Annotated in this window: 16 protein-coding genes; 8 read left to right on the top strand and 8 right to left on the bottom strand. The window is 68.3% G+C overall.

Translation table 11 applies throughout. The annotated features are described in order from the left end of the window. Positions 1-32 precede the first annotated feature (32 nt). The gene (locus M6444_RS21300) at positions 33-1,220 is read left to right on the top strand and encodes a hypothetical protein (protein WP_298332085.1); all 1,188 of its coding nucleotides are present in this window, start codon (positions 33-35) and stop codon (positions 1,218-1,220) included. A gap of 319 nt (positions 1,221-1,539) precedes the next feature. On the opposite strand, the gene M6444_RS21295 is transcribed toward M6444_RS21300, so the two are convergent. Then, entirely contained in the window at positions 1,540-2,490 is a 951-nt protein-coding gene (locus tag M6444_RS21295) for a hypothetical protein (RefSeq protein ID WP_298332082.1), read from the bottom strand. 482 nt (positions 2,491-2,972) lie between these two features. Here M6444_RS21295 and M6444_RS21290 point away from each other — a divergent pair, with 482 nt between their 5' ends. Further along, the gene (locus M6444_RS21290; RefSeq protein ID WP_298332079.1) at positions 2,973-3,224 is read left to right on the top strand and encodes a hypothetical protein; all 252 of its coding nucleotides are present in this window, start codon (positions 2,973-2,975) and stop codon (positions 3,222-3,224) included. Positions 3,225-3,437: 213 nt separating this feature from the next. Further along, positions 3,438-4,016, top strand: a complete 579-nt coding sequence (locus tag M6444_RS21285) for a dihydrofolate reductase family protein (protein ID WP_298332076.1) — start codon at positions 3,438-3,440, stop codon at positions 4,014-4,016. Between the two features lie 15 nt (positions 4,017-4,031). Here M6444_RS21285 and M6444_RS21280 read toward each other — a convergent pair whose 3' ends face one another. The 6 genes from M6444_RS21280 to M6444_RS21255 form a co-directional block, all read right to left on the bottom strand. Further along, a complete protein-coding gene (locus M6444_RS21280) occupies positions 4,032-5,024 on the bottom strand; it encodes a Gfo/Idh/MocA family oxidoreductase (RefSeq protein ID WP_298332073.1) in 993 nt (330 codons plus the stop codon). Beyond that, complete coding sequence (locus M6444_RS21275) at positions 5,021-6,031, bottom strand: Gfo/Idh/MocA family oxidoreductase (RefSeq protein WP_298332071.1); 1,011 nt, start codon at positions 6,029-6,031, stop codon at positions 5,021-5,023. The genes M6444_RS21280 and M6444_RS21275 overlap by 4 nt, the downstream gene beginning before the upstream one ends. Continuing rightward, a complete protein-coding gene (locus tag M6444_RS21270) occupies positions 6,028-6,852 on the bottom strand; it encodes a carbohydrate ABC transporter permease (RefSeq protein ID WP_363326458.1) in 825 nt (274 codons plus the stop codon). The genes M6444_RS21275 and M6444_RS21270 overlap by 4 nt, the downstream gene beginning before the upstream one ends. Positions 6,853-6,926: 74 nt before the next feature. Beyond that, positions 6,927-7,898, bottom strand: coding sequence for a sugar ABC transporter permease (locus M6444_RS21265; RefSeq protein ID WP_298332066.1), 972 nt, complete (start codon positions 7,896-7,898; stop codon positions 6,927-6,929). A 28-nt stretch (positions 7,899-7,926) separates the two neighbouring features. Continuing rightward, positions 7,927-9,246 (bottom strand): ABC transporter substrate-binding protein, encoded by a 1,320-nt coding sequence (locus M6444_RS21260; protein ID WP_298332063.1) that lies wholly within the window; start codon positions 9,244-9,246, stop codon positions 7,927-7,929. Positions 9,247-9,357: 111 nt separating this feature from the next. Further along, complete coding sequence (locus M6444_RS21255; RefSeq protein WP_298332060.1) at positions 9,358-13,887, bottom strand: family 16 glycoside hydrolase; 4,530 nt, start codon at positions 13,885-13,887, stop codon at positions 9,358-9,360. Positions 13,888-14,069: 182 nt separating this feature from the next. On the opposite strand from M6444_RS21255, the gene M6444_RS21250 reads away from it, so the two are divergent. Continuing rightward, positions 14,070-15,281: an ROK family transcriptional regulator gene (locus tag M6444_RS21250; protein ID WP_298332058.1), complete on the top strand. Its 1,212-nt coding sequence runs from the start codon at positions 14,070-14,072 to the stop codon at positions 15,279-15,281. On the opposite strand, the gene M6444_RS21245 is transcribed toward M6444_RS21250, so the two are convergent. Next, on the bottom strand, positions 15,248-16,171 hold the full coding sequence (locus M6444_RS21245; RefSeq protein WP_298332055.1) for a Gfo/Idh/MocA family oxidoreductase: 924 nt from the start codon (positions 16,169-16,171) through the stop codon (positions 15,248-15,250). The genes M6444_RS21250 and M6444_RS21245 overlap by 34 nt on opposite strands. An 80-nt stretch (positions 16,172-16,251) precedes the next feature. Between M6444_RS21245 and M6444_RS21240 the strand changes: the two genes are divergently transcribed. From M6444_RS21240 to M6444_RS21225, 4 genes are read left to right on the top strand one after another with little or no spacing between them, the layout of a single operon-like run. Continuing rightward, the gene (locus tag M6444_RS21240; RefSeq protein WP_298332053.1) at positions 16,252-18,921 is read left to right on the top strand and encodes a bifunctional GNAT family N-acetyltransferase/acetate--CoA ligase family protein; all 2,670 of its coding nucleotides are present in this window, start codon (positions 16,252-16,254) and stop codon (positions 18,919-18,921) included. Positions 18,922-18,954: 33 nt separating this feature from the next. Next, positions 18,955-19,536: a DUF5998 family protein gene (locus M6444_RS21235; RefSeq protein WP_298332050.1), complete on the top strand. Its 582-nt coding sequence runs from the start codon at positions 18,955-18,957 to the stop codon at positions 19,534-19,536. Positions 19,537-19,541: 5 nt separating this feature from the next. Further along, positions 19,542-20,648: a nucleotide pyrophosphatase/phosphodiesterase family protein gene (locus tag M6444_RS21230; protein WP_298332047.1), complete on the top strand. Its 1,107-nt coding sequence runs from the start codon at positions 19,542-19,544 to the stop codon at positions 20,646-20,648. Between the two features lie 3 nt (positions 20,649-20,651). Then, a complete protein-coding gene (locus tag M6444_RS21225) occupies positions 20,652-21,299 on the top strand; it encodes a thymidine kinase (protein WP_298332045.1) in 648 nt (215 codons plus the stop codon). Positions 21,300-21,449 lie beyond the last annotated feature (150 nt).

Genomic DNA, 21,449 nt, shown 5'->3' with positions numbered 1-21,449 from the left:
CGCGAGACGGCCGAATCACGAGGAGTACCACGATGCCAAGCTCCATCCTGCGCCGCCCGGCGATGCGATGGGCCGTACCAGCCGGGGTCACCGCCGTTGTCGTGACCGCCGCCGCGGTAGGTCCCGTCATCGCCGGCGCCGACTCCGAACTGCCCGACCGCACCGCGGCTGAAATCCTGGTCGGTCTCGCCGGCGCCCGGGACGTCGCGTTCTCCGGCACCGTCGTGCAATCTGCCGATCTCGGCTTGCCCGACCTGCCGGAAACCGGCGCTGGCGATGCCGGATCCACCGGCGCGACCGCCTTGTCGCTGCTGACCGGCTCGACGACTGCGCGGGTGTGGTACTCCGGTGACGACAGCTTCCGGGTGGCCTTGCAGGACGAACTCGCCGAGACCGACATCATCCACCACGACGGGGAGGCGTGGTTCTGGAACAGTGAGCACAACGTCGTCAAGCATGCGACGTTGCCCGAGGGGGAGCCGGGGCCGGCTTCGCCCATGCCGTCGATGCCGTCGATGTCCGATGCGCCGGCCGGCGCCACGGACGCCATGGCCGAGATGGCCCTGCAGGCGATCGCGCCGACGACGAACATCGAGGTCGACGGGACGGCCACGGTGGCCGGACGCGACGCTTACGAACTCGTCGTGAGCCCGAAGGACGACGATTCGCTCATCGGCTCCATCCGGCTCGCCGTCGACGGCGAGCACTTCGTGCCGCTGCGGATCCAGGTGTACAGCAGCCAGGGTGGTGACCCGGCGTTCGAAATGGGCTTCACCTCGGTGAGCTTCTCCGAGCCGGACGAGTCCGTGTACGAGTTCACCCCGCCGGCCGGCGCCGAGGTCGAAGAGATCGATCCCGGCGAACGCCCGATGGCCCCCCACGGCCCGGACGAGCACGGCCCGGACGAGCACCCGGGCGTTCCCGAGGGTGCTCCCGAGCCGGACGACGTGAGCGTCGTCGGCGACGGATGGACGTCGGTGCTGGTGGCTCGCGGCGTGGACGTGGACGAACTGACCAGCTCGGTCGACGAGGACATGATGCCGCTGGTCGAGGCGATCCTCGGCGAGTTCGACGAGGTGAGTGGGGAGTACGGCACCGGCCGGGCGATGACCAACGACATCGTCTCGGTGCTGCTGCTCGACGACGGCCGGCTCCTGGTCGGCGCGGTCCCGATCGACGTCCTCGAGGAAGCCGCCATGAGCCCCGAGGCCGCCGCCTGACGGTCGCCGTCGGAAATGATCATGTTCAGCATGCCTGTGCCAACGACACCATGCGTACACGCCTCGTGATGCGACAGGACGCCTGGTGATGCGACAGGACGCCTCGTCGTGCGCCTCCGCCGCGGCCGTGCACCAATCGTCTCGGCCGCTGCGGGCACATCACCAGGCGTCGTGCAGTACCGACAGGCGTGCACGGGTGGTGGGGCAGGGAAGCACCTAGTGAACATGATCATTTGACAACGAAAGGGGCGGTGGGTGAAGGACTCCTTCACCCACCGCCCCTTTGTCGAGCGGTCGTTCTAGCCGATCGCGTCGGGCCTCACTCGAAGGCGTTGCCCGCGTCCTCGGCGTCTTCCGAGCCGGCCTTGGCGCGAGCCTCGATGTCGGCCTTGACCTCGGCCTTGCGGTCGTCGGCCTGGCTGATGGCGCGGCGCTGCTGGATGCCGGCGGCCGCCTCCGCGGACTCGCAGTCGACGTTGCCGCGCACCCGGTTGTTCTCCACGACCGGCAGCGGGTTGTTGCCCGAGCAGGTCAGGTCGCCACGCACGACGTTGTCGGACACGTGAGCCTCACCGGTGTTGTCGGTGACGCTCAGGTCGCCGCCGAACACGTTGAAGCCGCACCCGGTCAGCGGTGCCGAGGCGCCGATCTGCAGCAGGTCGCCGTTGCCGCTGAACGAGGCGTTGCCATCGACCTCGGAGAGGCAGAAGACGCTGCCCTGGGTGGCGCCGGAGACGCTGACGTCGCTCTCGATGACCGTGTCGTACACGTCGGTCAGCGCGTCACCCTCGGTGGTGAAGTTGCGGGAGACCGAGCTGCTCTCCAGGAAGGTCTCGCCGTTGGTCGACGAGACGTTCTTGGCGTGGTCAGAGCCGACGCTGTAGAAGAACCCGGAGTCGGTGGCGTTGACGTTGCCGCCGATCGTGGAGCCTTCGGTGTAGGCGCCGTAGGCGGTGACGAGCCGGGCGTTGCCGGTCACCTCGGTGTCGATGGCGTCGACGAACCCGTTGTCGTTGACGCGGAGGTTGCCGTTGACCGTGGAGCCGTCGAGCAGCAGGTTCGCGTCCGCACGGACGGTCGCGTTCCCGTTGATCGTGACGTTGGTCAGCTCACACGAGTCGCCGGCACGGACGACGAGATCGCCGGGAACGGTGACATCGGAAGCGACGCCGTCACAGAAGGTCGTCAGACCCGCGTGTGACGGCGCAGCGAAACCGAGGCCGACCAGCCCGGTGACTGCCGCCGTGATGGCGATGTTGCGGTAGCGCATGTGCGCTCCTCTCTGCGGATGAGGTGCGTGGATAACGCTACTTCGTACGCGCCGCCGCCGACCCGTGTCATCGGAGCCCTGCGGAGGCTGCACGAAGTTGAGGGGTCGGTTACGGGAGAACCCGCACAGTGGCTGAGTTCGAACGCCATGACCCCCCTGCTCCAAATTTGGAGACGTGTACGACGTGCACTCTTTCCGGGATGCGACGATCATGTCAAGCTTTCGCCCGCAATTCGGGGCAGATGTCGCATGGAGTTCGTGGACGTGTCATGTCCGAAAGGCGCGGATTCGGCCTTGTTCACCGTCAAGTCATGGGGCGTGAAAGCATCGCGAACAGCTGCGTCTCCACCGTGTTCAGGCCCAACCGGACCGCGCCGAGGCCGACGGAGCCGGGTCCAGGCTGGGCGTCCGCAGCTCCGGCATCCGCAGGCAGTTCGGCCGCATGTGGCCACCGATGGCGCGCAGCAGCCTGTCCGTTCACGATGACCGCCTTCACCCCGTACATGGGCGGCAAGGCCCGCGTGTTCGGCACCCACGGCGACGTCGAGGACGACGGCGCCCGGAGCAGCCTGCGCGACTTCCGCACCAAGACCTCGTCGCCAGCGGCCACATCCTCGACCTCGATCGGCGCGGTGCCGGCCACGCTCGTGCTCGCCACGCTCGCCGGTTACGCGCTGGGGACGATGCGCCTGCCTGGAGGCAACGCGGTGTTCGCGTTCTTATCGCCGGGTTGACCATCCCGGTCGAGTTGATCGTCGTGCCGCTGCACTTCGACCTGCGCTCGGTCGGGCTGGTGAACACCAGCGCAGCTTCGTCGCCGGTCTCCTGCAGGGCGCCCTCAAAGGCTGATCGGCCACGGCATAGATTTCCTTGCCATCACGTGTCGATTCGGCCGGTTCCTGTTCGACGCACTGACGACCGCGCGTCACAGCAGCGAAGGAGAAATCATGCGCACCATGATCACCACGGCGTTCGTCTCGCTCGACGGGGTCGTCGAAGCACCCGGCGGAGAGCCCGGGTACCGCAACTCGGGCTGGACGTTCGACGGTGTCGAGTTCGACCCGGCCGCCTACGAGCTCAAGGGTCGAGAGCAGGAGGAATCGACGGCCATGCTGCTCGGCCGGGTCAGCTACGAGGCGTTCTCGCCGGTATGGCCGACGATGACCAACGAGTTCCCCGGCTACAACGCCATGCCGAAGTACGTCGTGTCGACCACGCTGAAGGACGACGATCTGGTCTCGAACTGGGGCGAGATCACCATCTTGCGGTCATTGGACGACGTCGCCGCGCTGAAGCAGACCGATGGCGGGCCGATCACGATCCACGGCAGCGCCACGTTGAACCGCAGCATGTCCGACGCCGGCCTGATCGACCGGTACCACCTGTTGGTCTTCCCGGTTCTGCTCGGTGCGGGGAAGCGACTGTTCAGCGACGCGGACAAGGACAAGCAGAAGCTGCGCCTCGTCGAGAGCGAGGCCTACCCCAACGGCATCCAGAAGCTGGTCTACGACGTCGAGCATCGCTGAGCGGTTACGAGGCCGTCACGAGGGCAGGGAGACGGGCTGACCGCTGTGCGCCGAGCGGTAGGCCGCCAACGCCACCAGCGTGGCGGCCAGCCCGTCCTCGCCGGTCACGGCAGGTGTACGGCCGGTTCGCACCGCGTCGACGAACTCGTCGATCATGGCCTGGTTGGCATCCGAGCCCCACATGGGCCAGGCCAACGGGCCGGATGTGCCGCCGTACACGGTGAGGTGCTGGCCGAAGGCGTCGACCCCGACGGTGCCGTGTTCGCCGACGAGTTCCACCGTGAGACCACCCCAGGTGGGATAGCTATCCGGCCTGCTCCAGCTGGCGTCGATGGTCGCGAAAACGCCGTCGGGATAGGTGAGCATGAGCAAGGCGCCGGTTTCGACGTCCACGGTGTCGCCGTGCAGCACGCGATTGGTGGCCGCGTAGACCTCGACAGGGTCCTCGCCGATATACCAACGCAGCACGTCGGCCAGATGGACCGAATGGTCCATGATGGCGCCGCCGCCGGCCAGCGCCGCGTCGGCGAACCACGCGCCGTGGCGGGTCGGCAGCACGCTCTGGTTGGTGCCCGTACACGCATGCAGCCGGCCCAGCGTCCCGTCGGCCAGCATGGCGGCCGCTTCGCGCAACGGCGGGCTGAACCGCATCGGGAACGCCGTCATCAGCGGCACCGCGGCGCGGGCACAGCTGTCGACGATGGCGCGGGCGTCGGCTTCGGTGGTGGCCAGCGGCTTCTCGCACAGCACGGCGACGCCGGCCGAAGCGGCCAGCTCCACCAGACGACGGTGGTGCGCGGTCTCCGAGCAGACGGCCACGGCGTCGACACCGGCGTCGAGCAGTTCCTCGGCTGACGAATACCAGGGCACGTCGTGGGTGGCCGCCCACGTGGCGCCGCGGACAGCATCGTCGTCGGCGACCCCCACGACTTCGGCACCGGCGGCGCGAAAATTCGCCACATAGGCGTCGGCGTGAACGTGCGCACTGGACAGGAACGCGACCCTCATCTGGCCACCTCCACGGCCGGCACCTCAATGGGCCTGCCGGTGTCGATCGACTCCACCACCGCAGCGGCGATCCGGACTGCTGCGAGTCCGTCGGCCGCGGTGACCACCGGTGCCGCCTCGCCGCGCAAGACCTCGGCGAAGTGCTGCAGCTGCACGGTGTGCGGTGGTTCGGCGAGCGGGCTGGACGGCAGCGGCATCGCGCCGGGGCGGGAGTCGGCTCGGACGTTCGGGCGCAGCGGCGTGGTGCGGTCGGAGTCGAATTCCAGGCCGCCCCGGGTGCCGGCGATCTCGGCTCGAGTCCGAAACGTCGGCGGCGGATGTGCCCATGATCCTTCGACGTGGCTGATCGCGCCGGAGGCGTGGCGCAGAATCGCCAGGACGTGATCGGCCTCGGCGTCGGGGCGCATCGCGCGCACGCTGCGCGCGTACACCCCCACGACGTCGCCGGCGACCCAGCGGGCGTAGTCGAAGTCGTGCACCATCAGGTCGAACGCGAGGCCACCGGATCGGGCGTGGTCGGTGTACCAGCTGCCAGGCCCTGGCGGCAGGAACGTGGCCCGGGTCAGGCGCACGACGCCCGGCTCGCCGATGTCGCCGGCGTCGACGGCCGCCTTGGCCGCGGCGTACTCGGGGAAGAACCGCACGACGTGCGCCGGCAACAGGGTGACACCGGCCTCGCGGCACGTCGCGATCATGTCCTCGGCCTGCGCGGGCGTACGGGCCAACGGCTTCTCGCAGATCACCGCACGCCCGGCCCGCGCCGCGCGCACGGTGATCTGGTGATGCACGTCGGTGGGCGCACAGACGTCGACGACGTCGACCAGGTCGAGCAGCTCGTCGAGCGAGTCGCACGCGCGCAGGCCGTACTCGCCGGCCAGCCGGGCCGGCGAGCGACCCGGCGCGGTCACGACCGCGGTGAGCTCGACGCCGGGACAACCGGCCCAGCCCGCCGCATGCACCGATGCCATGAAACCGGCGCCGACGAGGCCGACCCTGATCCGGCTCACTTGAACGCCCCCGACGTCAGCCCGTTGATGAACTGCCGCGAGAAGATGATGAACAAGGCGATCAGCGGAAGCGCCGCCAACGTCAGCACCGCCAGCACGGCGTTCCAGTCGGTGACGAACTGCCCCAGGAACAGCTGCGTGCCCAGCGTCACCGTGCGCACGTTCTCGGCGGGGGTGAGGATCAACGGGAACCAGAGGTCGTTCCAGATCGGCAGCATGGTGTACACGCCGATGGCCGCGAGTCCGGGCTTCACCAGCGGCACGGCCATCCGGTACACCCGGTACTCGCTCGAGCCGTCGATCCGCGCGGCGTCTTTCAGCTCGCCCGGCACCTGCTGGAAGAACGCCGTCAAGACGAACACCGCCAGCGGCAGCCCCATCGCGGTGTACACGAGCACCAGGCCGGCCAGCGAGTTGACCAGGCCGAGGCGGACCATCAGGTCGAGGATGCCCACTGTGCCGAGGCGGATCGGGATCATGATGCCGACCGCCATGTACAGCGCGACGAAGGTGAGGCCGGTGAAGCGGTACTCGGCCAGCGCGAACGCGGCCATGGAGCCCAGGAGCAGGACCAGGAACACCGTGCTCACGGTGACGATGAAGCTGTTGAGGAAGTACAGCTCGAACTGTGCGCGGGTGAAGACGGTCTGGAATCCGCTGACGTCGAACGTGTCGGGTGTCGGCAAGGCGAATGGCGTGTCGAAGATCGCCTGGCGCGACTTGAACGAGTTCATGACGATCATCGCGATCGGCCCGAGGGCCACTACGGCATAGGCGATCAGGATGACGTGGGGGACCGCGGCGCCGGCCCGCGCCCGCAGCGGGCGGTACGTCTTGGGCGCCGCGGCGGCGGGCGGCGTGGCGGTGTTCACAGCGCTCACGTCTGCTGCGCTCCTCACAGTTGGTAGCTCTCGATGCGGCGCTGCCAGCCGTAGAAGTACAGGAGCACGCCGGCGAGGATGAGCAGGAACATCATGGTGGCGACTGTGGCGCCCATGGTGCTGGAGCCCTGCTGGAGCTGGAATCCGAAGAACGTCCGGAAGAAGAACGTCCCCATGATGTCCGAGGCGAAGTCCGGCCCGGCCAGAGCGCCTTTGACGGTGTAGATGAGGTCGAAGGCGTTCATGTTGGCCACGTAGGTCACCACCGAGACGATGCCGACGGTCGGCAGGATCAGCGGGAACTTGACCCGCCAGAACGTCGTCCAGCCGTTGGCGCCGTCGACGGTGGCGGCCTCGGTGAGTTCGTGCGGAATGCTGATGAGCACGGCGTAGAACAGGATCATCGGGATCCCGACGTACTGCCACACCGACATCAGCGCCAAGGTCACCAGCGCCGTGCTCGACTGGCCCAACAGCGGTGTGTCGACGAATCCCCACACCGGGCTGATGATGAGCTGCCAGATGAACCCGACGATGACCACGCTCAGCGTCGTCGGGATGAACAACAGCGCGCGGTAGGTGGAACGGCCCCGCAGGGTCGGCGCGGCCAGCAGGGCCGCCAGCAGCAGGCCGATCGGGTTCTGGACGAAGAAGTGCACGGCGAAGAACACCAGGTTGTTCCACACCGCGTTCCAGAACTGGGGCGCGAGGATGTCGTCGGTGAGCAGGTGGACGAAGTTGTCCAGGCCGACGAACGTCAGGTTGCCGTCGACCGGCGCGAACAGGCTCAGCCGCAGCGAATCCAGCAGCGGATAGACCATGAACACCGTGTAGATCGCCGCGGCCGGGGCGATGAACACGACCACGTGGGTCCGGAAGCCACGCCGCCGGGGCTTGGCTTCCGGACGCGTCGTGGCCGCGCCCGCACTCGTCACAACCTCGGCGCCGGCCTCGTCCGGCGGACCCGAGGTCCGGAGTCGGCTCATGTCAGCTCCTTCAGGGCGGGAACCGTGGCTACTGCTGCGGTTCGTACCAACGCGCCAAGCCCGACTGCACCTGCGCCGCGGCCTCTTGCGGCTCGATGGTGCCGTTGAGCAACTGCGCACTGATGTCCCACAGCTGGTTTTCGAGGTTGGGCTCACCGCGCGAAAGGATCTGATACGAGTTGCGGATGGTCGACTCGCACTCGTCGCGCCAGCTGAGGAACTCCTGCGCGAGCGGGTCCTCGACCTCCACCTCGTGCTCGGACATCGGGAAGAACCCGGGCAGTTCGTTGGCGTACAGCGTGGCGAACTCTTCGCTCGTGGCCCATTCCAGGAAGGTCCGCGCGGCCTCCGGATTGTCGGTGGCGGCGTTCATGCCGATGCCGATGTCGGTGTGGTCGCTGATGTAGCAGGTGTCCTGGCCTTCCGGCAGCGGGGGAGCGAAGGCACCCATCTCGAAGTCCGCCTGCTCGTTGAACAGCGCGATCTCCCACGAACCGGTCGGGTAGATCGCCCCGCGCCCGAGTGTGAACAGGTTCTGCGCGTCTGGGTAGGTGGTCGAACTGTAGCCCTCGGGGAGGTACGGCGCCCACGAGGCCAGCTCGGTGAAGGCGGCGACGTACTGCTCGTCGTCGAACCGCTCGGTGCCGTCGATCAGCCCCTGCCGGCCGGCTTCGCCGTTCCAGTAGTTCGGGCCGATGTTCTGCAGACCCATGGTGGCCGCTTCCCACTGGTCGGCGGTGCCCATGACCAGTGGCGCGTACGTGCCGTCCGCGGCGATCTGATCGAGGAGCTGGTGGAACTCCTCCTCGGTTTCCGGCGGCGTCAGGCCGAGTTCGTCGAAGATCTCCTGGTTGTACAGGAAGCCGTGGATCACCGACGCCATCGGGACGCAGAAGGTCTCGGAGCCGTCGTCGGTCGCCCACGCGGTCCGCGCGACGTCGCTGAACGCATCGATGCCCGGGAGGTCGCTCAGCGGGGCGAGGCGGCCCTCCTCGTACAAGCGCAGCGACACGTCGAACGGGCGGCAGGTGATGAGGTCGCCGGCGGTGCCACCGGAGAGCTTCGCGTCGAGCGCGGCGTCGTACTCGTCGGGGGCCGTCGGCTGGAATTGCACCCGGATGTCGGGATGTTCCTCGTGGAAGGCCGGCAGGATGACGTCTTCCCAGATCGCGAGGTCGTCGTTGCGCCAGCTCTCCATGAGCAGCGTGACCTGCTCACCACCGCCGTCGTCGCTGTCGCCGCCGCCGGCATCGGTGTTGTCTCGCGGGTCGGAGCTTTCGCCGCACGCGGCCAGGACCAGCATCGCGACGCCCGCGATCGGGATCAGCCGGCGGAGTCGTTTCGACATGAGTTCTCCTGTTGTGATCGAACGTGTACAGCGCTGTGCCCGGCGCCGGTCTCCCGGCGCCGGGCGTCCTCGCTCATCGAGGGGACACACTCGCGCTCATGCGCAGTGAGGTCACCGGCGGCCGACGTCGCTGCGGGCCGCGGCACTGACGATCGCGCCTCGATCCCGGTCGCTGATCACCTTGTCGGACACCAACTGGTCGGTCACCTCCCGTACGTGCCGGACGAACGCGCCGTGGTCACTCCAGTCGCCGTCCTCCTGGATGAGATCGTTGATCGTACAACCGTCGTCAAGTGCACGGTTGGCGACACGAGTGTCGACTCCGCCGATCACGACGGTTTCTCTCGTGTCCGGCTCCGGGCAGGCCGCCGGCTCGCCGTCGGTGATGGTGAACTCCACCGACTGCACGTCTTCGACGTTGCCCGCCACGTCGGTGGAGCGGAACTCCACGACGTGCTCGCCCGCACCCTCGACGGTGAACGGCGCGTCGTAAGCGGTGAACTCTTCCTCGCCGGCCATCCGGTACTCGGTCTGCGCGACTCCGGCGGTCGCGTCCTGTGCGCTCAGGGTGACCGACACGGCGCCGGTGTAGGCCTCGCCGTCCTGCTCACCCTCCAGCGTCGCCGCGGTGCCCGGGGCCGTCTGATCGATCAGGAACTCGATCTCGTTGATCCCGGTCTCCTGTCCGGGATCACCGCTGGATGCGGTCACCTCGAACGTCGACACCATGCCGGTCCACGTCGTCGGGTCGTCCGGGTCCGGCCGGTTCGAGTGCGGCGTGCAGTAGACGTAGTACCTGCCTTCGTCGACCGCCTCGTAGTAGAACGGATCGTCCTCCCAGTCCGACCCGAGCGGACGAGACGCGAGGATCTCGCCATTGGCGTCGGTGATCACCACGTCGTGCGCGTACCCGGGCACGTACTGGAACTTGATGGTGTCACCTTGCTCGACGGCGAAATCGGTCTCGCTGAAGTCGAACCCGTTCTCGCCGACGAGGATCTCCGTCTCCGACGGCTCGCCACCGTCACCGGGCAGCGCGGCCTTGTAGTCGATGTTGTAGATGCCGTCGGTGTCGAACAGCACCGGCTCGGTCCACGTCCGCCACTCGTTCTCGTCGGTGCGCGGGCGCCACAGCAACTCCGCATCCGGGTTGTTCGACTCCAGCGTCAGCGTGACCGGCGAGGTGTACCAGCCATTGGCACCGTCCGGCTCGGCCGGATCCACCGTGGCGTCCACGGTCAACTCACCCGAGTCGTCGCCGAGGTCGTTGATCCAGACGTTGCGGAACTCCACGCTCTCGCCGGCTGCTTGCCCGGAGGAATGGTTCTGCAGTCCGACGAAGCCCTCGAGCGGTCGGGTGCCGTCACCGGTGAAGGTGGTGACCTCCGTCCCGTTGAGGATGACCCGGTACTCCTGGCCGATCACCTCGATCTGCATCGTGTTCCACTCGCCGATCGGGTTGGTCGCCAGCTCGACCGCCGGAGCGTAGTTGTAGATCGCGCCGGTCCGCGTCAACGGATCGTCGGTGGCGTCGTAGATCTGGACCTCGTGGCCCTCGTCGATCGTGTTGTTCGGATCGCCTTGGGGGTCGGGGAAGCGGACGTACACGCCGGAGTTGTCGGTGGGCGCGTGGACCCGGAAGTCGACCTGCATGACGAAGTCGGCGAAGGTCTGCTGGTCGTACCAGAGCAGTCCCATCCCGCCGTAGGGCTGCAACAGCCCGCACTCACTGATCTCGAAGCCGCCGGGGCCTGCCATCGTCCAGCCGTCCAGCGTCTCGCCGTCGAACAGGGACACGAAGCCTTCAGGTGGTGTCTGCGGCTCCGGGCACTGGTCGTCGCCGAGCTCCTTGACCCAGATGTCGCGGAAGAACACATTGTCCGAGACGCGGTTGTTCTGGATCCCGACGAACCCGGAGGACAGGTCGCGACCGGAGTCAGCCGGGTTTTCGTACTCGTTCACCAGTACGTCGTTGATCCACACCCGGACCATCGGGTCCTCGACCTCGATCTCCATGGTGTTCCACTCGCCGGGCACCGTTGGGAACGACGTCGGTGCCTGGAAGGTGTAGATCGAGCCGGTCTTGGAGCTGTCCGGGGCGTCCGGGAAGCCGCCGGTGTCGTCGATCTGGATCTCGTAGCCCTGATTCACACCGATCCACGGGTCGTCCCCAGGGTCGGGGAAGCCGAAGAACACGCCGGAGTTGTCGTCCTCGGCGACCGCCTTGAAGTCGACGTGCAGCCGGTAGGACTCGAACTGCTCTTCGTGCCACAGCATGCCCAGGCCCTCGGGGTCGCCGACGGTCTCCAGTGCACACGTGCCCTCGCGGTCCTCGTCCGGCACGATCGCGAACCCGCCTGGGCCGGCCTGGTTCCAGCCTTGCAGCGTCGAGCCGTCCCACAGCGGCCGGTACCCCTCGGCGACCGGCTGCTCGGCGCACACCGGGTCACCCGCATCACCGCCGACGCACAGCGAGAAGTCGGTGAACGTCGCGGTCAGCGGAGTCTCGATCTCATCGGGGCCATGTGCGGCGAACAACCCGAACTGCGGGTTCTCGTACTGCGAGATCGGCGCCGGGCGGCCGACGCTGGACCACGTCTCGCCGTCGCGTGAATACGCCACCGACACCTGCTCGCCGTTGCTGCTCAGCCGGAGAGTCAGCGTCTGAGGCGCCGAGGGAATGACCGCATTGTCGACGCCGCCCTGGAAGCGGATTTCACCGTTCTCGTGGTAGAGATACTCGAATCGCCCGTCCTCTTGCCCGCTGTATGCGGGGAAGAAGGCCGCCTTGGTGAAGTTCTCGTCGTCCTGATAGATGATGAACCCGGCTTGGTCGTGGCTGACCGATTCCGCCGGCAGGTCGACGGTGACTTCGGCTTCCCACCGCTCGTCCGGAACGGGGGTCATGATCAGATTCTGGGCGTCGGTGTTGATGTTTCCGCTCAGGTGATTGCTGATCATGTCGCCCTGCAACATGTCGATCTCGAGGGCGCCGTCGGTCTGCCGGTAACCGTCGGCGTTCTCGCGCACGATCGTCGGCCACATCTCGCGGTCGAGCTCGGTGCCCGCGAAGTCGTCGGCCACGCACTCGTCGAGCGGAGGCTGGTCGCTGACGTAGTCGATCCGGTACAGCCCGGCACTGGCGCTGTCGCCGAAGGCGCCACCTTCGAGCACGTACAGGGAACCGTCCGGGCCGAACTGGCCGTCCATGAGGCCGATCCAGCTCTGGTCCGGCATGAAGTCGTCGATCGCGGTGACCTGCTCGTTCTCGTCGAGCTCGACGGTCTTGACGTGCCCGCGGTGGAAGTCCAGCAGGAACCAGCGTCCGTCGTAGTGCTCCGGGAACTTGGTCTCGGAGTCGAGGTCGGCGTCGTAGCGGTACACCGGACCGGACATCGGCCCGCCCGCGCCGCTTCCCATGTTCAAGAACGGCTCCGGGATCGGGTTGATCTCGCGGTCCGGCCAGCCCACCCAGGTGTCGGGCCAGTTGGCCCAGCTTCTGGGGTAGTAGATGGTGGCCGGAGTGACCGGCGGGGTCTGCTCGAGCCCGGTGTTGTTCGGTGAGTCGTTGATCGGGCCGTTCTCGCAGTCGTAGAAGTCGCCCAGCGGCTCATTCGTCTCGTAGTCCCAGGGCCGGTACGGGTAGTTGTTCCCGATGCAGAACGGATAGCCGAAGTTCGCCGACTCCGAGGTCACCATGTACTGGTCGAAGCCCCAGGGGCCGCGCTCGTCCCAGTCACCCAGGCGGTCCGGGCCGTAGTTGCCGATGTGCAGCCGGTCGGTCGCCGGGTCGATGGAGATCCGGAACGGGTTGCGGAAGCCCATCGCGTAGATCTCGGGCCGGGTCTTGTCGCCGCCGTCCTCGTCGCCGGTGAACAGGTTGCCGTCGGGGATCGTGTACGTACCGTCGGACTGCGGCGTGATGCGCAGGATCTTGCCCCGCAAGTCGTTGGTGTTCCCCGACGTGCGGCGGTCGTCGTTGTACCAATGATCCTCGCGGCTGTCGATCGGGGAGTACTGGTCGTTCAAGTCCGGCGTGGATTCGTCGCCGGTGCTCAAGTACAAGTTGCCGGCCGAGTCGAAATCGATGTCACCGGCGACGTGGCAGCAGTTCGTCTTGTTGTACGGAACCTTCAACAAGACGATTTCCGACTGCACGTCGATCACGTCGTCCTGGACCTCGAACCGGGACAGGAAGTGATTGTTCTCGTCTCGGCTGGTGTAGTAGACGTACACCCATCCGTTGGTGTCGAAGTCCGGGTCGAGCGCCAGGCCGAGCAGCCCTCCCTCCTGATTCTTCGACCCCTCGATGTCCGGGTCGTCGGGTAACGGGTGATCGTCGAAGACGCTCAGCTCCGCTGCCACGGTCAGTTCTTCGGTGTCCGGGTGGTAAACCCGTACCACGCCGTCCCGGCTGGTGATGAAGATCCGGCCGTCAGCGGCGATGTCCATGGTCATCGGCTGGGCGACGTCGGAGGTCAGCAGTACTTTCTCGAATTCGTCGGCGGCGGACAGTTCAGCGAATGTCGCGTCGTCCTTGCCCGCCGAGTCGACCGGTTGGGCGGTGGCCGGCGCGCTGACCATCAGTGACAACAGCAGCGCCAGGAACAACAACAATGACGCGGACCGCTTACCTAACATGGCTCCTCCTGGGATCGCCTGTTCTCCCTGAAAATCACCGGGTCGAGTCACCACCGACGAGCGTGGTCGCTGGGATGTGCGCGCTGGGGGCCGGGGATGTCGGTTGCTCGACGACTCGGTAGACTTACTAAGGAAGCTTTCTTCAATATGTCTACGTGTCATCACGGTGTCAAGGGGGCGTAGTGACCCAATCCGGACGTGGCGGCGGGCCGCAACTGCTTCGACTGATGAACTGCGCAGCGGTGCTGCAAGCCGTTCGCGACACCGGGTCGGCCCGGCTGGCCGACGTCGTCCGCGCCACCGGGCTGTCTCGGCCGACCGTCACCGCCGCGGTCTCCACCCTCATCCGCGACGGGTGGGTGGAAGAGACCGAAGCGCCGGAAGACGACTCACCCCGGATGGGGCGACCGGCGAAGGTGGTGCGCTTCCGAGCCGACGCCGCCCACGTCGTCGGCGTCGACGTGGGCCCGCACAAGGTGTACTGCGCGGTCGCCGACCTGGCCGGCAACGTGGTGGTCCAGGAACGCCGCGACGTGGCCGAACCGGCGTCACACGCCGGGCTGTTGGAACACGTCGAATCCACGGTGAGCCTGGTGCTGGACCGCGCGGGTGTGGAACGCTCGGCGATCGCGGCCGTCGGAGTGGGCACCCCGGGCATCGTCGACGAGCGGCGCGGCGCGATCGTCCAGGCGCCGTCGGTCCCCGGCTGGGCTGCCCTCGAACTGGGCCGGACGCTGCAACGCACCATCGCCTGCCCGGTGTATGTGGAGAACGACGTCAACCTGGCCGTCGTCGCCGAGAGGGCGAACGGGTCCTGGGACGAGGCAGACGACATGGTGCTCGTCCAATGGGGCGCCCGGGTCGGTGCGGCGGTGCTGCTGCAGGGACGCTTGCACCGCGGAGCGAACGGTGCTGCGGGTGAGATCGGCTTCATCGATCTCGAAGAGCAGCCCCAGGGCACTCAGGCCGACGGGCTGGGCCCGCTGGAGGCCGTCACCGGCACGGCGCAGATCCTGCGGCGAGCCCGTGAGCTCGGCGACCGCACGAGCCATGACGCCGTGGCGGTGTTGCACGCAGCGGCGGCCGGTGACCCTCTGGCGCTGCAGGTTCTCGACGAGGTCGCCGCTGAGTTCGCCCGCGGACTCGCCCCGTTCCTGACCGCGATCGACCCGGCGCTGGTCGTCATCGGTGGCGGCATCACGCTGGCCGGCGACGCGATTCTCGCCGCTGTGCGCCGGCACCTGGAACAACGTGCGCTGGTCGTGCCACGTCTGGAGCTCTCGTCCCTCGGTGACGATGCGGTCGCGCTCGGTGCGGTACGCCTCGCGCTCGACCATGCCGAGCGACAGCTGCTGGACGTCTACTCGCCGCCGGGGACACGCCGCGACCGCTGAGGCCGCTGCGCCTGCTCGGTGAGTTGGTCTTGCGCGGCGGCGAGAGTTTCCAGGACCATCCGGCCGAACCGCACGTCGTGCGGGTGTGCGGGGTCGTCGCGCCGCGCGGCGTCCATGAGTTCGCTGACGGCGAGTGCTGCTGCATCGGCAGGCGGCTGGTCCGAGGACGGCATGACGGCGTGCCCGTCGCCACCCCACAGCCGCACCCGGAAACCGCTGGCCGCCGACGGGGCGGCGAGCGACACGGTGGCCGTGCTCGACGCGCCGCCCTCGTGCGTGAGGACCAGGTGCACCGTGCCCAGCGGATCGCCATGGGCCGCGACATCGGTGACCGGCCCGAGCGCGCTCACCAAGACCGACAGCGCGTGCGGGCCGATGTCCCACAAGCCGCCGCGCTCCAGCCGCCATGGCGTGGCGAACGGGCCGCCTTCGCGCTGGACCGATCCGAGCAGCAGGGCACAACCGCCCTCCCAAGCGTGCTGAGCCGCCGCGCACTCGGCCAGCCAGTCACGAACCCGGAGGCGAAACAGCTGAGTGAAGAAGACGACGCTGGCCACACCGGCATCACGCGCGGCTTGCTCCAGCCTGCGACCGGCCTCGGCATCCAGCGCGATCGGCTTTTCGAGCATGAGATGCTTGCCGGCCGCAGCCGCCCGCGTGGCCAGGTCGGCCTGGACGTCCGGCGGCACCGAGAAGACCACGGCGTCCACGTCGGCCAGGAAGCGCTCGTAGTCGCCGTACGCGGTGACGCCGAACTCGTCGGCCAGCGTCCGGGTCCGACCATCGTCACGTCCCCAGATGCCGACCAGCTCGGCCCCGTCGGCGGCGACGACAGCAGGTGCATGAGTGACACGAGCCCAGTACCCCGTGCCGACGAGTCCGAATCGCATGTCACCGGAGCCTAGGGCATGCCCTCCGGCCGCCGGTGAACCCATGCCCTGGGCGTCGATCAGCGCTAGCCTGAACCACCGTGGACCGCACAGCGCCCTATCCCGCGCACTGGGAGGCCGACGTCGTGCTGTCCGACGGCGCGACGGCGCACCTCCGCCCGATCACCCCCGGCGACGCCGACCGCCTGGTCGCGTTCTACGCCCGCGTCAGCGACGAGTCGAAGTACTACCGCTTCTTCGCGCCGTACCCCACGTTGAGCAGCCGCGACATCGAGCACTTCACCAACGTCGACCATGACGACCGGGTAGCGCTGATCCTGCTGGTCGGCGACGACATGATCGCCGTGGGCCGGTACGAACGGATCACCGAGACCGAGGCCGAGGTGTCGTTCCTGGTCGAGGACGAACACCAGGGGCGAGGGGTGGGCAGCGTCTTGCTGGAACACCTCGCCCAAGCCGCCCGCGAGCGCGGCCTGCGGCGGTTCGTCGCCGACATCCTGCCGGCCAACCGGCGGATGACCACGGTCTTCGCCGAGGCGGGCTACACCGTCGACAACCGGTACGAGGACGGCGTGGTCCACGCGGAGTTCGAGATCCTGCCCACCGACCACTCGGTCGAGGTGATGCGCGCACGAGAGCACCGAGCCGAAGCGAGATCGATCGAGCGGCTGCTCACGCCCAGCTCGGTCGCCGTGGTCGGCGCCAGCCGGCGGCCGGACGCGGTCGGGCGCGCCCTGGTGCGCAACCTCGTGACCGGGGGGTTCACCGGCCCGGTCTACGCGGTGAACCCGCACGCCAGAGCGATCGCCGGAGTGCCGGCCTACGCCAGCGTGCGCGACGTGCCGGAGGAGATCGACCTCGCGATCGTGGCGGTGCCGGCCGATGCGGTCGAACAGGTTGTCCTCGACTGTGCGGCGAAGGGCGTGCACGGCCTGGTCGTCGTCTCCGCGGGGTTCGCCGAGACCGGTGAGGCCGTCGGGCGCGAACGGCAACAGGCGTTGGTGCGCACCGCTCGGGCCAACGGGATGCGTATCGTCGGACCGAACTGCTTGGGCATCGTCAACACCGACGCGCGATTCTCGCTGAACGCCACGCTCGCCGGTGTCCTGCCGCCACCGGGGCGGGTGGGATTCTTCGCCCAGTCCGGAGCGCTGGGCACGGCGATTCTCAGTGACGGCGCCGACCGGGGGATCGGGTTGTCGACGTTCGTGTCGGCCGGTAACCGGGCCGACGTTTCAGGCAACGACCTGCTGCAGTACTGGCAGGACGATCCCGCGACCGAGGTCGTCCTGCTGTACCTGGAGTCGCTGGGCAACCCGCGCAAGTTCGCGCGGATATCGCGCCGGGTCGCCGCGGCCAAGCCGATCGTGGCGGTCAAGAGCGGGCGCTCGACCCAGGGGGTGCCGCTCGGGCACACGGTGCGCCCGATCGAGGCGCCGCAGGCGGCTCTGGATGCCATGTTCCGGCAGTCCGGCGTCATCCGGGTCGACACCATCTCGGAGATGTTCGACGTCGCGCAGGTCCTTGCCTACCAGCCCCTTCCGGAGGGACGCACCGTCGCCATCATGGGCAACTCCGGTGCGTTGTGCCTGCTCGCCGCCGACGCCGCGGTGAGCGCCGGCCTGGAGGTACGCGGTGAACCGACCCGGTTCGGCGCCGGGGCAGAGGCCGACGACTACCGCGCCGCGATCCGTGGCTATGTGGCCGATCCGGACGTCAGCTCGATCATGGTCGTGTTCGCGCCGGCCGTGGACGCGTCGAGCCCGGAGGAGGTCGCCCGTGCGCTGGCCGAGGAGGCTGCCAGCTCACCGAAACCGATCGTGACGACGTTCCTGGGCGGTCGCGGCATCCCCGAGAGCATGCGCGCGCTGGACGAGCTGGGCGTTCCCGGGCGCGGCTCGGTGCCGTCGTACCCGTCGCCGGAGGAGGCCGCCCGCGCGCTCGGGCACGTCACGGACTATGCCGAATGGCGCCGCCGCCCCCGGGGCACGGTTCCGGCCATCACCGGATGCGACACGCAGGCGGCCGAACGCACGGTCGAGCAGCTGCTGGGCACCGACGCGAGCGACGGCGTCGACCTGAACCCCGACCAGCTCCGCGCCCTGTTGGCCACCTACGGCGTCGAACTGCTGCCGATGATCGCGGCCCGGACGCTGGACGAGGCGGTGGCGGCCTTGCAGCACCTCGAGGGTGAGGTGGTGCTGAAGGCGACGGCGGCGCACTTGCGGCACCGTCCGGACCTCGCCGACGTGTGGCGCAACATCGACACCGCTGACGAGATGCGCGACGCCTGGACGACGATGTCGGCCACCTTGGCCGACCCGGCGGAGGCCGACTTCGTCGTGCAACCGATGGCCCCGGGAGGCGTGCCGGTGGTGGTTCGCGCTTGGGAGGACCCGATGTTCGGCCCGGTCGTCTCGTTCGGCGTGGCGGGTGTGGCGACGGAACTGCTGGGCGATCGGTCGTACCGGATTCCGCCCTTGACCGACCGCGACTGTGCTGAGATGGTCCGCGAGATCAAAGCCGCCGCGCTGCTGTTGGGCTACAAGGGCGGCATCGCCGTGGACCTGGCCGCGGTCGAAGATCTCATTCACCGCATGTCGCGGCTGGTGGATGACGTTCCTTCGGTGCAGAGTGTGGAGCTCAACCCGGTATTGGTGGCAGAGTGCGGGCTGGCCGTCGTCAACGCCTCCGGGCGAGTGGCACCACCGCCGGGCAGGACCGACTGGTACACACGACGGCTGCTGTGAGTGACGTAGTCCCGAGCGTGCAAGGATGGAGACATGGCGGATCTAAGTACGCGTGAGGGCCTTCGCCTGGCCATTCAGGAAGCCGGGTACTACCCGGATCTCGTCGCGGACACGCTCGAGACGGCCCTGGCCGGCGAGGAAGTGACGGCGTTCGTCGTCCACCACGAGCCGCACTTCGACCGTGACGAGTTGCGGCGGCACGTCAGCGTGCTCGTCTTGACGCCTAGTCGCCTGGTCGTGGGGCACACCGACGAATACCCTTCCGACGACACCCACGACGTGCCGTACGCCACCACGTCCACCGAGGCGGTGCCGCTGGACCGGGTCTCCTCCGTCGTGGTGAGCCGCACGGTCACCGCACCGGCGGCCTACCGGACCGGGACCCCGGCGCTCGACGTCGTCCTCACCGTCGGATGGGGCGCCATGAGCCGCATCGACATCGAACCAGCCACCTGCGGCGACCCTGAATGTGAAGCCGACCACGGCTACACCGGCGCGCTGACCTCCGACGACTTCACCTTGCGGGTCAGCGAGGCCGGTGAGGGAACCAACCGGGTCCAAGATCTGCTGACGTTTGCTCGGGCGCTGTCCGCGGCCACCGTCGATGTGCGGTGACGCGGGTGGCGCTTCCTCGGTACGGCGAGGCTGCGCTGTGCGACGTCCTGCCGTCGGTCCTGGGGGCTTTGGGCCTGCCCGGTGAGGAGAACATCCTCGGTCTGCCCAGCTCTTCGCGGTACTGTGTCCTGCTCGTCGACGCGCTGGGCTGGAACCTGCTTCAGGCGCACCCGGCTCAAGCGCCGTTCCTGTCCTCCCTGACCGGGCGGGCCATCACCGTGGGCGTTCCCACGACCACCGCGGTGAGCCTGACCAGCCTCGGTACCGGACTGCCGCCGGGGCGGCACGGGGTGGTGGGCTACACCTCGCGGGTACCAGGCGACAGGCGCCGCATCTTCAATGCGCTGCGCTGGGAGCCGCGGCTGGATCCCGATGCCTATCAGCCGCACCCCAGCGTGATCGAACGCGCCGAACGAGCGGGGGTGGCCACGACAGTGCTCGGTGAGAGCAAGTTCCGTGGCTCCGGGCTCACTCAGGCCGGGTTGCGCGGTCCGTTTCGGACAGCCAACACCTACGGTCAGCGGGTCGCCGCAGCGTGTGAAGCCGCCGGGGCGGGGAAGCGCGCCCTGGTCTACGTCTACGACGGCGACCTCGACTACACCGGGCACCAGCACGGCTGCCGCTCCGCCGCCTGGCGGCACCAGCTCACCATGACCGACAGTTTCGCCGAGCAGCTGTTCGATCATCTGCCGGCCGGTACGACGTTGCTGGTGACCGGCGATCACGGCATGGTCGACGTCGACGCGGAACGCCGCATCGACGTCGACGACGTGCCGGCGCTGCGCGAGGGCGTGGAGCTCGTGGCCGGGGAGGCCCGATTCCGCCACGTGTACACCACCGACGGCGCGGCCGATGACGTCGTGGCGGCGTGGCGCTCGGTGCTGCAGGATCGCGCCACGGTGCTCAGCCGCGACGAAGCCGTGGCCGCGGGGTGGTTCGGTGCGGTTGAGGCCCGGGTGACCGAGCGGATCGGTGACGTGGTGGTGAGCGTCGATGGCGACTGTGCGGTCGAACGCCGCAGCGTGTTCCCGGTCGAGGGCAAGCTGCGCGGTCTGCACGGCGCCATGACCGACGACGAGCTGCTGGTTCCGCTGCTCGTGGGTGAGGCGTGAGCCGTGGCGGAACTGCATTTCTTCACCGGGACCATGGACTGCGGCAAGTCCACGCTGGCCTTGCAGATGGATTACAACCACCGCCGGCGCGGCCTGTCCGGGCTGATGCTGGCCTCTCACGACCGCGGCGGCGAGGCGACGGTGTCCAGCCGGCTCGGATTGTCGGCACAGGCCGTCGAGGTCGACACGACCACCGACCTGTGGGCTCTGGTGGTCGATCGGCTCGCCGCCGGGGCGCGGATCGAGTACGTGATCGGTGACGAGGCACAGTTCTACACGCCGGACCAGGTGGACGACCTCGGCCGCATCGCCGACGAGGTCGACGTGCCGGTGTTCGCCTTCGGCATCCTCACCGATTTCCGCACTCGGCTGTTCCCGGGCTCGGCGCGGCTGGTCGAACTCGCCGACCGCATCGAGACGTTGCAGGTCGAAGCGTTGTGCTGGTGTGGCCGGCGGGCGACGCACAACGCTCGTACCGTCGACGGCGTGATGGTCACCGAGGGCGAGCAGGTCGTGGTCGGCGACACCGTCGACGACGCGGCCGTGGGCTACGAGGTGCTGTGCCGCCACCATCACCGTCGTCGGATGACCTCGCGGGACGCACGCGTCACCGAACCCGGCAGCCAGCCGCTGCCGTTCACCGCCTCGTGAGGCCGTAGCGCCTAGATCGCGACCCAGCTGGTGACGATGGGTGCGCGGCCGGGCTCGTCGAATCGGCAGCTCACCGAGATCGGGCCGGGCGGGACGGCGGAGGCGCGGAATCGGCCGTCGGCATCGGCGTCGGCGCTGATCACACCGCCG

The organism is Haloactinopolyspora sp. (assembly GCF_027324685.1).
Classification (GTDB): Bacteria; Actinomycetota; Actinomycetes; order Jiangellales; family Jiangellaceae; genus Haloactinopolyspora.
Note: the sequence above shows the minus strand (reverse complement) of the source record. Positions and strands in the feature narration are given on the sequence as shown.